We start from the raw sequence: 12,360 nt of genomic DNA on the forward strand, positions 1-12,360 counted from the left end.
TCGGTCTGCAAAAGTATGATTTTTTAATGACTTACTATCATGCTATTACTGATAGTTATTAGGTATTTTTCGCGCCTTGGTTAATTGTTCAAAGGCATACCCAATCTGTAATAGTTTATTTTCTGATAATGGTTTTCCTATAAACGTTAAACTAACAGGTTCACCTGAATTCTTATATCCCATAGGTACTGTAATAGTTGGGTATTGTGCTACAGCAGCTACTCCTGAATGATAATTATTAATTGATAGAATTACATCAACATTTTCATCAATTAAAGCACTCAAATATTTTTTACCTTCTTCTTTCAAATGATTTTTCACCTTATGAAGTGTTTCAACAGAAGTTGTATCTTTTACAATTCCTTCAAATAACTGTTGACCATAAGGAGCTCTTTTTAATGAATCTTTCTTATTAAATACCACAATATCTTTTACCGTGGCTACATTAATTTGCTTGCTTGCAGATGTTTTTAAATACTCAGGTAAATCATATTTCATATCGGTTGTTAACAGGTTTAAAAAACCGTCATAATTCATCTCTTTTGGTGATAATTCTACAATCTCAGCTCCTGCACTTTTAATTTTATCAATTGTTTTTTTGTAAATAGCATCTGATAGCAAAGAGGTTATAATTCCTATTTTCTTATCTTTTAAATATTCTTTATTCCACTGTATTTTAAAATAATCTGCTTTAATATCTTTTATTTTACTTGTTATTGAATCGTTACTATCATAACCAAACATTGTTTTTAGTAAAATTGCGTTATCTACAACATTTTTAGTCATTGGTCCAGGAGTATCCAGTGTACTTGATATAGGTACAATACCATGTCTGCTTAAAAAACCAATAGTTGGTTTTAATCCTACTACTGAATTCTGGCTAGATGGAGAAGTTATAGAACCCGATGTTTCTGTTCCAACAGCAGCAGCAGCGTAATTAGCTGCAATAGCAACTCCACTCCCTGAACTAGAACCTCCGGTTTCGAAGATTTTTCTTCCATACGGATTCAATGTTTGTCCCCCGATGGCACTGTAGCCTAAAGGACAATCATTACAAAAAAAGTAAGCCCATTCACTCAGGTTAACTTTTCCTAAAATAAGCGCTCCGGATTCTTTTAACTTTTGAACAATAAATGCGTTATTATCGGTATAATTTTCTTGTAAAACAGCTGCCCCCGCCGTAGTTGCCATTTGTGTTGTATTGATATTATCTTTCAATAAAATTGGCATACCATACAATGAAAACTCGTCAATAGAATTCTCCGTATTTTTATCTTTCTCCCTTGCTTCTTTAAGCACATTAGGATTTAATGATATAATAGCTTGTAATGATTTTGTACTGTCTTTTTCATACTTCAGAATTCTATACAAGTAAAACAATGTCAACTTTTCATATGTCAACTTTTGATCTCGAATACTTTTTTGAATTGATGGAATGTCTTGTTCAATAATAAAAGGTTTCAATGTTGTATACTCTTCTTCAGAAAAACCAGCTAAATCTTGTTGAAAAGGTTCTAAAACCTTATTCATATCTATATATTTCGACTGTATAAGTTTAAATCTCATCCTTATATTTTCATGTGTTTGTTGTTGGACTATCTCTTGAGATTCATCATACTTTTTAAAATGAGTATCTGTTGTTTCTTTTTTACATGAAATACTCACAGACATTCCAATTAGGAAGAAGATTATTTTTTTCATTATTTAATTATTTGACTATCAAATATAAGTCTTTTATAAAAAGAAAACTCCTTTCAGTGTTTGAAAGGAGTTTTGCTATAATCTATTTTTATTTTTCTATTTGAAAAAACTGTCTACAAATTCATATTTATTAAATACTTGTAAATCGTCAATTCCTTCACCTACTCCGATATATCTTACCGGAATTTGGAATTGATCAGAAATACCGATAACAACTCCTCCTTTAGCAGTACCGTCTAATTTAGTTACAGCTAAAGAAGTAACCTCAGTAGCTTTGGTAAATTGTTTTGCTTGTTCAAAAGCATTTTGTCCAGTTGAACCATCTAACACCAATAATACATCATGAGGTGCATTCGGAATTACCTTTTGCATTACACGTTTAATTTTAGATAATTCATTCATTAAATTAATCTTATTGTGTAAACGACCCGCCGTATCAATAATAATTACATCAGCTCCTTGGTTTATACCGGACTGAACAGTATCATAAGCTACTGATGCCGGATCAGAACCCATTTCCTGGCGTATAATCGGTACTCCCGTTCTATCTGCCCATACTTGTAACTGATCTATAGCTGCGGCTCTAAAAGTATCTGCAGCCCCTAAAACAACTTTTAATCCTTTCTTTTTAAACTGTGAAGCTAACTTACCAATCGTAGTTGTTTTACCCACTCCGTTAACCCCAACAACCATTAATACATAAGGTTTAGCATTGGCAGGTATACTAAAATCGGTTTCGTCACCTGTATTGGTTTCTGAAAGTAAACTAGCTATTTCTTCACGTAAAATTTGATTGAGCTCATCTGTTCCTAAGTATTTATCACGAGATACACGCTCTTCAATTCTTTCTATAATTTTTAAAGTCGTATCTACCCCAACATCAGAAGACACTAAAACTTCTTCTAAATTGTCTAATACGTCATCATCAACTTTAGACTTTCCTGCAACAGCTTTTGATAATTTAGAAAAGAAACTTGATTTTGTTTTTTCTAATCCTTTGTCTAATGTTTCTTTTTTCTCTTTTGAGAAGATTTTTTTAAAAAAACTCATGGTTAAATTTTACAATCTCTAAAATAAGTTAAAAACTATACCAAATTTTACTTTGAAGTCAAATTGTCATTCTTTTGATTCGTCTTCATTATTTGAATTAATCTCTAACTGCATTAAAGAGTTATTCAAAAAACTGATACCCAAAAAACAACAGTATGTAAATATATAAAAAAAGCTACTTCCAAGAATTGAAAGTAGCTTTTTTATATACTGTATTCAAGAATTACTTCTTTGCTAAAAAGTCATTCACTTTTTCTGGATCCATAATAGCTTCAACAAATGTGTAAGCTCCTGATTTTGGAGATTTTACCATTTTGATAGCTTTACTTAATCTCTTAGAACCTGTTTGTAACGTTGCTACTGATTTCTTTGCCATTTTGTATAAAATTTACGCCGTAGCTAATTATTTAATTTCTTTATGAACTGTCATTCTCTTTAAGATTGGATTAAATTTCTTTAATTCCATTCTGTCTGGAGTATTCTTTTTATTTTTTGTAGTGATATAACGTGAAGTTCCTGCTTGTCCTGTAGCTTTGTGCTCAGTACATTCTAAAATTACTTGAACTCTGTTTCCTTTTTTTGCCATCTCTCTAAAAATTTTTATCTAGTAAGGAATTACTTAGTTAAGAAACCTTTTTCTCTAGCTTCTTTAAGAACAGCAGAGATTCCTTTTTTATTAATATTTTTTAACGCAGAAGCAGATACTTTTAATGTAATCCATTTATCTTCTTCCGGAATATAAAAACGCTTAGTCATTAGATTAGCGTTAAACTTTCTTTTAGTTCTATTTAAAGCGTGTGAAACGTTGTTTCCTACCATCGCTTTTTTACCTGTTAATTCACAAACTCTAGACATCTTCTTGACAGTTTTTTAGTGTTATTTCTAAACGAGGTGCAAATATACGAATTTTTGAAAGAATTAAACAAAATATTCTATATTAATTTTTTAGAATCTTTTTTTGTAAGAGTTCTAAAGCTTTGCTAACCGTTCTGTTTATTACCTTTTCTCGGGGTTGACCAAAATTAAATTCCTGAACTTCAACCTCATCTTTTGAAGCTATCGCTATATATACCAACCCCACACTTTTATCATTATGATCTGTAGTAGGTCCTGCATTACCGGTTACCGCTACAGCATAATCTGTATTTAGTTTATTTTTAGTACCTAAAGCCATTTGCTCAGCTACCTGTGCACTTACTACTGTATATTTTTCAATTGTTTCTTTGGAAACACCTAAAAGTTGTTCTTTTAATGTTGCTGTATAGGTTACCAAGCTTCCTACAAAATACGCAGAAGATCCCGGAACAGAAACTAAGGTAGAAGCTATTTTACCTCCGGTTAAACTTTCGGCTGTAGCCAATGTTTCACTTCTTTCTGTTAAAAGGTTTCCTATGCTTTTTTCTACAGAATCATCATCGTCAATTCCAACAACAATATCTGACAATATTCCTAGCAACTGAGCCAATTTTTCATTAACTGCATCATTGACTTCTTTTTGATCTTTTCCTTTAGCAGATAAACGTAATCGTACTTTTCCGAAAGAAGGTAAATAAGCTAACTTTATAAATGGCGGCAAACTTTCTTCCCAATCAGAAATTCTCTCAGCTATTATACTTTCTCCTGTTCCATAAGTCATAACTGTTTTGTGTACTATATATGGAAGCTGGAACATTTTTTGAATTCGAGGAATTACTTCATATTCCATTAATCCTTTCATTTCGTAAGGAACACCGGGTAAAGAAACAAAAACGGTATTATTTTCAAAAAACCACATGCCCGGAGCCGTTCCAAAACGATTCATCAATAAAGTTGCTTTGGATGGTAATTGAGCTTGGTATTTTTGAACTTCATTAAACGGATGATTCACCTTTTTAAATAGGTTTTTTATATTATCTATTACCTCCGGATATTCAACAATAGCATCATCTTTAAAATACGTGGCTATTGTTTTTTTAGTAATATCATCTTTGGTAGGTCCTAAACCTCCTGTAATAATGACAATATCAGCTCTACTTTCTGCTTCTTTTAACGCATTTAAAATGTGTTGCTTTTCATCTTGAACAGAAGAAATTTGATATACTGAAACTCCTATTTTATTTAATTCCTGCCCAATCCATTGTGAGTTGGTATCTACAATTTGTCCTATTAGAATTTCATCTCCAATAGTTATTATTTCTGCATTCATACTTATGAATTTCCTATTTGATCAATCATATTGTCTTGAGGTGGCTTTTCTTTTTTCCACATTTTTTCCAGAAACACATACAATATATAACAAGATAGAATTCCTACGGGCAGTTCAACCAATGCTAATTGAAATTTATTCGCTGTATCTAGCCAATCAGATTCCAAAATCAACATCAAAACACCTAACAATATTCCAAAGATAAAGGCCCCCACATAATAGGTAGCAACACCTAAAATTGCATATCCCCATTCATTTTTATTATAGTTTCCGGCTAATTCATAAAACTTTTTCCCTATAAAGTATAGCAATAATAATCCTAACATTTTTTTATTTGATTTTAATAGTAAACGCTTCTTTTCCTTCAATAATTCCTGTTAATACATCTTCTTCTTTAACAGCTCCAACTCCTTCCGGGGTTCCCGTAAAAATAATGTCTCCTTTTTTTAACGTGAAATATTCAGATACATAACTTATTAATTCGTCTATTTTCCATAACATAGACTGTGTGTTTCCATCCTGAACAATTTCTTTATTTTTTTTAAGTTGAAATGATAGGTTATTCAGATTAAATTCTTCTTTAGGAAAAAACTCTCCAATAATAGCACTTCCGTCAAAAGCTTTTGCTTTTTCCCACGGCAACCCTTTTTCTTTACACTTCTCCTGTACATCACGAGCCGTAAAGTCTATCCCCAACCCTATTTCATCGTAATACTTATGTGCAAATTTTGGTGAAATATGTTTTCCTACTTTGTTTATTTTCACCAAAACCTCAACTTCATAATGAATATCTTTTGAAAAAGGAGGAATAAAAAAAGGCATTTTTTTAGGTAAAATAGCTGAATCCGGTTTTAAGAACACAACAGGATTTTCAGGTTTTTCATTAGCTAATTCTTCTATATGCTTTGCGTAATTACGCCCAATACAAATTATTTTCATTGTTGTAGTGTGTTATCATTTATATTTCAAAATAAAACTGTTTTTAAGCACAATCTAACATGTTTTTAAAACTCACAGTATTTATAATATTGAATGTGGTGACTTAGAAGTTGTAAAAGTATTGCATAAAATGATTATAAAAAAGAAATATTGATAATCTAAAAAAAGACTATCAATATTTCAATATTTATTGTAGAAAATTGGTGTAAAAATTTAGAACATTATATTCTTATTTTTAAGCCCAATACCATTTTCCATCTCTATTTACCACCTGTCTCCATCCTGATGATGAAGAGTAATACCACCATTGGTCGTTATACCTATAAACTCTTAAACCATCTATTGTATACCATTGTCCGTTTACATATGAATCTCCGCCTGTTCCTGAACCCGGATACATAATTTTAATTCCTGCTATATCTCCAGACGATAAACCGGTTCTATTAGCTGTATATGTACTTCCGTCTTTTTTGGTGATTGTCGGATTTCCATTTTTACTAAACGCATAAGAACTGTATAACATTACAGAGTTAAAATCTAACGCTGAAGTGTATTCATCTCCATCTCTTCCTCTTTCTGCATAGGTTTGGAAATTATGTTCTTTACCGCTTGTTACATTATTAAGATTAATTGTAATATAATTATCACGATCTACTCTACTTTGCTCATGCCACAAACCAACGGCATGACCTATTTCATGTATTGTTGAACCGGTAGAACATCCTGAAGCCAAATTTATATTTTGTCTTCCTCCAACCATACCAACACTTGAAGAACAACCTGAACTTGGCGTAAAATACACGTAGTTACTTTGGTTAGTTCTTTTTACAAACTTAACATTGGTATTTGCTTCCCAGTGTGCTATAGCATCTGTTACTCTGTATTGATTAGGTAAATTACCATCAATACTATAATAAACGGTATTGTTAGGCCATCTTCCTGAAGTTCTTCCTACACTTCTTGATAAATTAACCTCATCTCCTTTATTATGAATTAGATCATTGAGGTTCTCCGTTACGAACTTCTTTTCTAAGATAATATCTCCTTCATATACATAGTCTCCATTAATATCTTCGTAGATTACTTTTGTTCCCTCATAATATCCTTCACTGATTTTCCCTGAAAGCTCCGGGTAAGCCAATTCGGTTGTTTCAGATAAAGAATTTTCGGGTTCTACTAATCGGTTGTCTTCGTTACATGACGAAAGAAAAACTGCAATTGCTGATAAAACTACTAAACTGTAGTTTTTGTTAATTTTTTTGATTTTCATTTTACTGAAGGGTTTAAAATTATTAATTACACAAACATTAATTATGTTTATTGAACTATAATCAAAAAAACGAACATTTAACAAGTTTAGTATCAATGTTTTATTTAAAACAAAAAGCACATATTTGTTATATTTTCAACAAGAAACCGTTAAGGAATCCACCTCTTATCAAAATTAGGTTTACGTTTTTCTAAAAAGGCATCTCTTCCTTCTTTAGCTTCATCAGTCATATAAGCTAAGCGCGTTGCTTCACCGGCAAATACTTGTTGTCCTACCATTCCATCATCTGTTAAGTTCATGGCAAACTTTAGCATTTTAATAGATGTTGGTGATTTTGCTAATATTTCCTGAGCCCATTCATAAGCTGTTGATTCTAATTCATCGTGTGGAATTACAGCATTTACCATTCCCATTTCATAAGCCTCTTGTGCTGAGTAATTTCTCCCTAAAAAGAAAATCTCACGTGCTTTCTTTTGTCCTACCATTTTAGCCAAATATGCTGAGCCATATCCTGCATCAAAAGACGTTACATCTGCATCCGTTTGTTTAAAAATAGCATGCTCTTTACTTGCTAATGTTAAATCACACACTACATGTAAACTATGTCCTCCTCCTACGGCCCATCCGGGTACGACACAAATAACTGCTTTAGGCATAAAGCGAATTAAACGTTGAACTTCTAATATGTTTAATCTGTGGTATCCGTCCTCTCCAACATACCCTTGATGTCCTCTTGCTTTTTGATCACCTCCAGAACAAAAACTCCATACTCCATCTTTTGTCGAAGGTCCTTCCGCAGAAAGTAATACAACACCAATTGATGTATCTTCATGAGCATCTTTAAACGCATCTAATAGTTCACTGGTTGTTTTAGGTCTGAATGCATTTCGAACATTAGGTCTGTTAAATGCTATTCTGGCAACACCATTAGATTTTTTATACGTAATATCATCATATTCTTTTACCGTTTTCCATTGAGGTTGTATCATAATTTTAAACTATTATCGTTATATAAAGCAAAAATAATATAATAACTTTATTTTCTTTTTATATTTGAATCTTATAAATTATTCCCTATGAGATATCTATCAATTTTATTTGTGCTTTGTATTTCAATTTCTTCTTTCTCTCAGCAAGTAATTACAAAAACTGTTGACTCTAAAGAGTTAAAGAAAAAAAGAAATGTAAAAATTTATCTACCTAAAAATTACCAAAAAGATGCTACTGCAAGTTATCCTGTAGCTATTGTTTTGGGTGATCAATATTTGTTTGACTTATGTGTGGGTAACGCAAAACTTTTTGCTAATGCCGACAAGGCTCCCCGACAAATTGTAGTGGGTATTAATATGGAGGAAACCTATACTAGTGATATCTCAATTGTTCCGGCTACTAATTTATTAACTACCAATGGACTTCATTTTTATAACTTTATAAAATATGAGTTAATTCCTTATATGGAAGCTAATTTTAAAACGTCTCCATTTATGACCATCGTGGGAGAAGGTAAAGGAGCTAACTTTTTAACGCATTTCTTAAAAGAACCGGAGCCTGTTTTTAATGCTTACATATGTGCTACCCCGGAGTTTGCCACCTATTCTTCTGAAATTATTAAATCGTACTCACTTGCCAGATTAGGAAGTGTTGATAACACCTATTTTATTTATGCCAGTAACTCTAAAAAACAAACAACAAATGAGCTTTTTGGAAGATATAGTGAAATTGGCACGTATTTAACTTCTTTTGAGGCTAAAAACTTATATGTAACTTTTGATAAGTTTGAAAGCTCACCAAGCTTTTTATCAACGGTTAGTGAAACCATACCTAGAGCTTTTACAGAAATGTTTGCGTTATACTCTAAAATATCAAAAACTGAATTTGAAAATAACATTAAAGATTTAGAACCTTTAGAAGCTATTAAATATTTAGAGAAAAAGTATTTAGATATCCAATATTTATATGGTTCTAATTTAAATGTTCGTTTAGATGATATTTATGCTATTGAAGGTATTGTAATGGATAAACAAGATGGGGATTATTTAAGAGTTTTAGGTGATTTTGTCGCTATAAAATATCCGGATTCTCATTTAGGAGATTACTATGTTGGTAAATATTATGAATTAGGAAAAGATTATGAGAAAGCTGATTTTTACTATAAGGCTGCTTATGGTAAAATGAATTTATCAGATCCTAATGCGAATGATTTTTATGAAAACATTAAACGTGTAACCGATTTAATGGCTAAGCAAAAACTAGAAGGAGATGCTCCTACTCAAGACCAACCTGAAGATAAAGAGGACAAAGAAGATGAAGACAATGAATAGAATACTATTTTAGTAATTCTATTCTATCTTCTTTTATAAGTATTGCTTTCTTTTTATATAAAACACCAATAGCTCTTTTGAATGCTTTTTTACTCATTTGTAAGTGAAATTTAACAGATTCAGGAGAGCTTTTGTCTGTTAACAATAAAAACCCTACTTCTTTCAATTTTGCTAAAATCTTTTCTACATCTGAATCAATTGCATTTTTAAACCCTTGAGGTTGTAATGAAAGATCTACTCTTCCATCCTCTCTAAGTTTTTTAACATAACCTATTATATGCATTCCTTCTTCTAATTCAGTAAACACTTCATTTCTATACAGAAGACCTTCATGCTCTTCGTTTATTAACGCGGTATACCCTAAATGAGTTTTCAACCCAATAATCAGGTTCACTTTATCACCTTCTTTTAAATCCATTATAAATTTTTAAAATATTGCTTTAGTATCTCACCATTCTCATCTGATGGAGTAAAAATCTCTAAAATTTTTGGGACATCAGATACTTTATAAAACTCTTTTAATTCTTTTTCTAACTCCATATTATTTTTAGCTGAGCAATACATAAATCCATACGTTTTAGCTAAAAATTCTGCCGTTAAATTATGTGGTGTTTCAAAATATTTCAATGCATTTGTTGACTGAGGTCCGGGAATAATTTTAAAAATTCCTCCTCCTGAATTATTCACAATAATAATCCTGAAATTCTTCGGAACATAGCTATTCCACAAAGCATTGCTATCATAATAAAAACTGATATCTCCGGTTATAAAAACTGTTTGTTTTTCTGCCGTAGTTGCTGCTCCAATAGCTGTACTGGTACTTCCGTCAATCCCACTGGTTCCTCGATTACAAAAAACGTGTAATGTTGGATTTAACGTAAACAACTGTGTATATCGAACTACAGAACTGTTACTTAACTGTAATTGACAATTGTCTGGAATTGATTGCAATAGCACTTCAAAAACTTTCAAATCAGAATAAGGCGTATTTGCCAAATAAGCTGTATGCTGTACTAATCTGTCTTGTTTAATTGGCAACCAAGATTTTTTATACAAACTATTACTTTCTTTTTGATATGCAAAAAGGGTCGATAAAAATGCTTCCGGTTTTTCTTTAATATGTTCTGTTAAACAAAAATAGGTATCCAATTTTGTATGCTCATCAATATGCCAATGCAAAGCAGGTTGGAATTTTCTTAAAAATTCTTTTATTCTTTTTGACACCACTAATCCTCCAAATGTAATTAAAACATCCGGGCGTAATTGTTCAAACTCTGTTTCAGTAAGCGGAGTTATTAGTTGATCAATACTGTTTATAAAATCCGTATGATGACAATTAGACGTAGTTTCTGTCATTATCAATACAGAACTATCATTTGCATATTTTTCTAGGATATTTTCTAAGTCAGCTGACGGATAATTTACTCCTATAAGAATTAACTTACGCTCAAAAGAGTTCCATTGCTCTGCCAATTGCTGATAATGAATCTCCGCTTTATGTTGAGCACTAAACTCATGTTCTACTTTTTCTTTTCCTCGTTGTATATTTTCAACAACAGCAGTACTCAACACCTCTACGGTTTTGTATAAAGGTTCTTCAAAAGGAACATTAATATGCACAGGGCCTTTTTGATAGATAGCAGTATGCAATGCTTTACATATTTGAAAAGCATTATTTTCCTGTTCTTCTGCTCCATCTGTTAAATTAGCTGTATATAAAATATGATTAGCATATACGTTTTCTTGACGTATTGCTTGACCATCCCCAATATCAATTAAATGTTTAGGCCTGTCAGCAGAAATAACCACTAAAGGAATATTACTATAAAAAGCTTCAGCTATTGCCGGATAATAATTAAGTAATGCAGTACCTGAAGTACATACTAAAGCTACAGGTTTCTGAGTTTGTTGCGCTATACCCATTGCAAAAAAAGCAGCACAGCGTTCATCAACAATGCTGTATGTTTTACTACCGGAATGATTAGTAAAACCAACAGTTAAAGGCGCATTTCTTGAGCCCGGTGATATTACAATGGTATCAATAGCATATTGATCACATGCTGATATTACTAATTGTGCTAATTCTATTTCGGGATACATTACTTTTTTATGAAAAGGCTTTTTATTTCCTTTAAAATTATAAATTGAGTTAATACTAAAGTCGCAAAAAGTCAGAAATTTCAAAGACAAAGTATCTTTTCATTTTTCTGACTTTTAGTATGTTTTAAAAAAGAAAATTAGTTTCCTTTTTTATGATCTGCTAAAAATTGCGCTAAACCAATATCTGTTAACGGATGCTTTAATAAACCTTTAATTGCACTTAAAGGTCCTGTCATTACATCAGCACCAATTTTAGCACAATCAATAACATGCATAGTGTGACGAACAGAAGCTGCTAAAATTTCCGTTTCAAACATATAGTTATCATAAATTTGACGGATTTCTGATATTAAATTCAATCCATCCGTAGAAATATCATCTAAACGTCCAATAAAAGGAGACACATACGTTGCTCCTGCTTTTGCTGCTAACAATGCTTGTCCGGCAGAAAATACTAAAGTTACATTTGTTTTAATTCCTTTATCAGAAAAATACTTACATGCTTTTATTCCATCAGCAATCATTGGTAACTTAACCACTATTTGAGGGTGTAAAGCAGCTAAAGCTTCACCTTCTTTAACCATTCCGTCAAAATCTGTTGCGATTACTTCAGCAGATACATCTCCTTCTACAATTTCGCAAATCGCTTTATAGTGATTTAAGATGTTTTGTTCTCCGGTAATTCCTTCTTTAGCCATCAATGATGGGTTTGTAGTTACTCCGTCTAAAATACCTAAAGCTTGAGCTTCTTTAATTTGATCAAGATTAGCTGTGTCGATAAAAAATTTCATGTG

Annotated in this window: 14 protein-coding genes; 1 reads left to right on the forward strand and 13 read right to left on the reverse strand. The window is 31.7% G+C overall.

Translation table 11 applies throughout. The features are described from left to right. Positions 1 to 45: 45 nt before the first annotated feature. From ACQY1Q_RS04060 to ACQY1Q_RS04105, 10 genes are all read right to left on the reverse strand, one after another. Positions 46 to 1,701, reverse strand: a complete 1,656-nt coding sequence (locus tag ACQY1Q_RS04060; RefSeq protein ID WP_431004013.1) for an amidase family protein — start codon at positions 1,699 to 1,701, stop codon at positions 46 to 48. A gap of 96 nt (positions 1,702 to 1,797) precedes the next feature. Continuing rightward, the gene (gene ftsY / locus ACQY1Q_RS04065; RefSeq protein ID WP_431004014.1) at positions 1,798 to 2,751 is read right to left on the reverse strand and encodes a signal recognition particle-docking protein FtsY; all 954 of its coding nucleotides are present in this window, start codon (positions 2,749 to 2,751) and stop codon (positions 1,798 to 1,800) included. A gap of 223 nt (positions 2,752 to 2,974) precedes the next feature. Continuing rightward, positions 2,975 to 3,127, reverse strand: a complete 153-nt coding sequence (locus tag ACQY1Q_RS04070) for a DUF4295 domain-containing protein (protein WP_431004015.1) — start codon at positions 3,125 to 3,127, stop codon at positions 2,975 to 2,977. A 27-nt stretch (positions 3,128 to 3,154) separates the two neighbouring features. Continuing rightward, positions 3,155 to 3,337 carry a 50S ribosomal protein L33 gene (rpmG, locus tag ACQY1Q_RS04075; protein ID WP_431004016.1) on the reverse strand — a complete coding sequence of 61 codons (183 nt, stop codon included), beginning with the start codon at positions 3,335 to 3,337 and terminating at the stop codon, positions 3,155 to 3,157. 29 nt (positions 3,338 to 3,366) lie between these two features. Then, complete coding sequence (gene rpmB / locus ACQY1Q_RS04080) at positions 3,367 to 3,606, reverse strand: 50S ribosomal protein L28 (RefSeq protein WP_093669052.1); 240 nt, start codon at positions 3,604 to 3,606, stop codon at positions 3,367 to 3,369. Between the two features lie 82 nt (positions 3,607 to 3,688). Continuing rightward, entirely contained in the window at positions 3,689 to 4,936 is a 1,248-nt protein-coding gene (locus tag ACQY1Q_RS04085) for a competence/damage-inducible protein A (protein ID WP_431004017.1), read from the reverse strand. Between the two features lie 2 nt (positions 4,937 to 4,938). Continuing rightward, positions 4,939 to 5,262 (reverse strand): hypothetical protein, encoded by a 324-nt coding sequence (locus ACQY1Q_RS04090; RefSeq protein WP_431004018.1) that lies wholly within the window; start codon positions 5,260 to 5,262, stop codon positions 4,939 to 4,941. 4 nt (positions 5,263 to 5,266) lie between these two features. Then, positions 5,267 to 5,875 carry a fumarylacetoacetate hydrolase family protein gene (locus ACQY1Q_RS04095; RefSeq protein WP_431004019.1) on the reverse strand — a complete coding sequence of 203 codons (609 nt, stop codon included), beginning with the start codon at positions 5,873 to 5,875 and terminating at the stop codon, positions 5,267 to 5,269. Between the two features lie 235 nt (positions 5,876 to 6,110). Then, positions 6,111 to 7,145, reverse strand: a complete 1,035-nt coding sequence (locus ACQY1Q_RS04100; RefSeq protein ID WP_431004020.1) for a M12 family metallopeptidase — start codon at positions 7,143 to 7,145, stop codon at positions 6,111 to 6,113. Between the two features lie 149 nt (positions 7,146 to 7,294). Continuing rightward, positions 7,295 to 8,134, reverse strand: coding sequence for a 1,4-dihydroxy-2-naphthoyl-CoA synthase (locus tag ACQY1Q_RS04105; RefSeq protein ID WP_431004021.1), 840 nt, complete (start codon positions 8,132 to 8,134; stop codon positions 7,295 to 7,297). A gap of 87 nt (positions 8,135 to 8,221) precedes the next feature. Between ACQY1Q_RS04105 and ACQY1Q_RS04110 the strand changes: the two genes are divergently transcribed. Further along, complete coding sequence (locus ACQY1Q_RS04110) at positions 8,222 to 9,466, forward strand: alpha/beta hydrolase (RefSeq protein ID WP_431004022.1); 1,245 nt, start codon at positions 8,222 to 8,224, stop codon at positions 9,464 to 9,466. A 4-nt stretch (positions 9,467 to 9,470) separates the two neighbouring features. Here the strand turns inward: ACQY1Q_RS04110 and ACQY1Q_RS04115 are convergent, their stop codons facing one another. The 3 genes from ACQY1Q_RS04115 to fsa all read right to left on the reverse strand — a co-directional run bounded on the left by ACQY1Q_RS04115 (position 9,471) and on the right by fsa (position 12,357). Continuing rightward, entirely contained in the window at positions 9,471 to 9,884 is a 414-nt protein-coding gene (locus ACQY1Q_RS04115) for a DNA-binding protein (RefSeq protein ID WP_431004023.1), read from the reverse strand. Further along, positions 9,884 to 11,566 carry a 2-succinyl-5-enolpyruvyl-6-hydroxy-3-cyclohexene-1-carboxylic-acid synthase gene (menD, locus tag ACQY1Q_RS04120; RefSeq protein WP_431004024.1) on the reverse strand — a complete coding sequence of 561 codons (1,683 nt, stop codon included), beginning with the start codon at positions 11,564 to 11,566 and terminating at the stop codon, positions 9,884 to 9,886. Before menD ends, ACQY1Q_RS04115 begins: the two co-directional genes overlap by 1 nt. Before the next feature lie 137 nt (positions 11,567 to 11,703). Continuing rightward, positions 11,704 to 12,357 carry a fructose-6-phosphate aldolase gene (gene fsa, locus ACQY1Q_RS04125; protein ID WP_431004025.1) on the reverse strand — a complete coding sequence of 218 codons (654 nt, stop codon included), beginning with the start codon at positions 12,355 to 12,357 and terminating at the stop codon, positions 11,704 to 11,706. Between the last annotated feature and the right edge of the window lie 3 nt (positions 12,358 to 12,360).

Source organism: Tenacibaculum sp. TC6 (assembly GCF_050606265.1).
Taxonomy (GTDB): domain Bacteria; phylum Bacteroidota; class Bacteroidia; order Flavobacteriales; family Flavobacteriaceae; genus Polaribacter.

Coding starts and splice junctions, on each gene's coding strand:
- ACQY1Q_RS04060 (WP_431004013.1), bottom strand. CDS start 1,701: ATGAAAAAAATAATCTTCTTCCTAATTGGAATGTCTGTGAGTATTTCA.
- ftsY (WP_431004014.1), bottom strand. CDS start 2,751: ATGAGTTTTTTTAAAAAAATCTTCTCAAAAGAGAAAAAAGAAACATTA.
- ACQY1Q_RS04070 (WP_431004015.1), bottom strand. CDS start 3,127: ATGGCAAAGAAATCAGTAGCAACGTTACAAACAGGTTCTAAGAGATTA.
- rpmG (WP_431004016.1), bottom strand. CDS start 3,337: ATGGCAAAAAAAGGAAACAGAGTTCAAGTAATTTTAGAATGTACTGAG.
- rpmB (WP_093669052.1), bottom strand. CDS start 3,606: ATGTCTAGAGTTTGTGAATTAACAGGTAAAAAAGCGATGGTAGGAAAC.
- ACQY1Q_RS04085 (WP_431004017.1), bottom strand. CDS start 4,936: ATGAATGCAGAAATAATAACTATTGGAGATGAAATTCTAATAGGACAA.
- ACQY1Q_RS04090 (WP_431004018.1), bottom strand. CDS start 5,262: ATGTTAGGATTATTATTGCTATACTTTATAGGGAAAAAGTTTTATGAA.
- ACQY1Q_RS04095 (WP_431004019.1), bottom strand. CDS start 5,875: ATGAAAATAATTTGTATTGGGCGTAATTACGCAAAGCATATAGAAGAA.
- ACQY1Q_RS04100 (WP_431004020.1), bottom strand. CDS start 7,145: ATGAAAATCAAAAAAATTAACAAAAACTACAGTTTAGTAGTTTTATCA.
- ACQY1Q_RS04105 (WP_431004021.1), bottom strand. CDS start 8,134: ATGATACAACCTCAATGGAAAACGGTAAAAGAATATGATGATATTACG.
- ACQY1Q_RS04110 (WP_431004022.1), top strand. CDS start 8,222: ATGAGATATCTATCAATTTTATTTGTGCTTTGTATTTCAATTTCTTCT.
- ACQY1Q_RS04115 (WP_431004023.1), bottom strand. CDS start 9,884: ATGGATTTAAAAGAAGGTGATAAAGTGAACCTGATTATTGGGTTGAAA.
- menD (WP_431004024.1), bottom strand. CDS start 11,566: ATGTATCCCGAAATAGAATTAGCACAATTAGTAATATCAGCATGTGAT.
- fsa (WP_431004025.1), bottom strand. CDS start 12,357: ATGAAATTTTTTATCGACACAGCTAATCTTGATCAAATTAAAGAAGCT.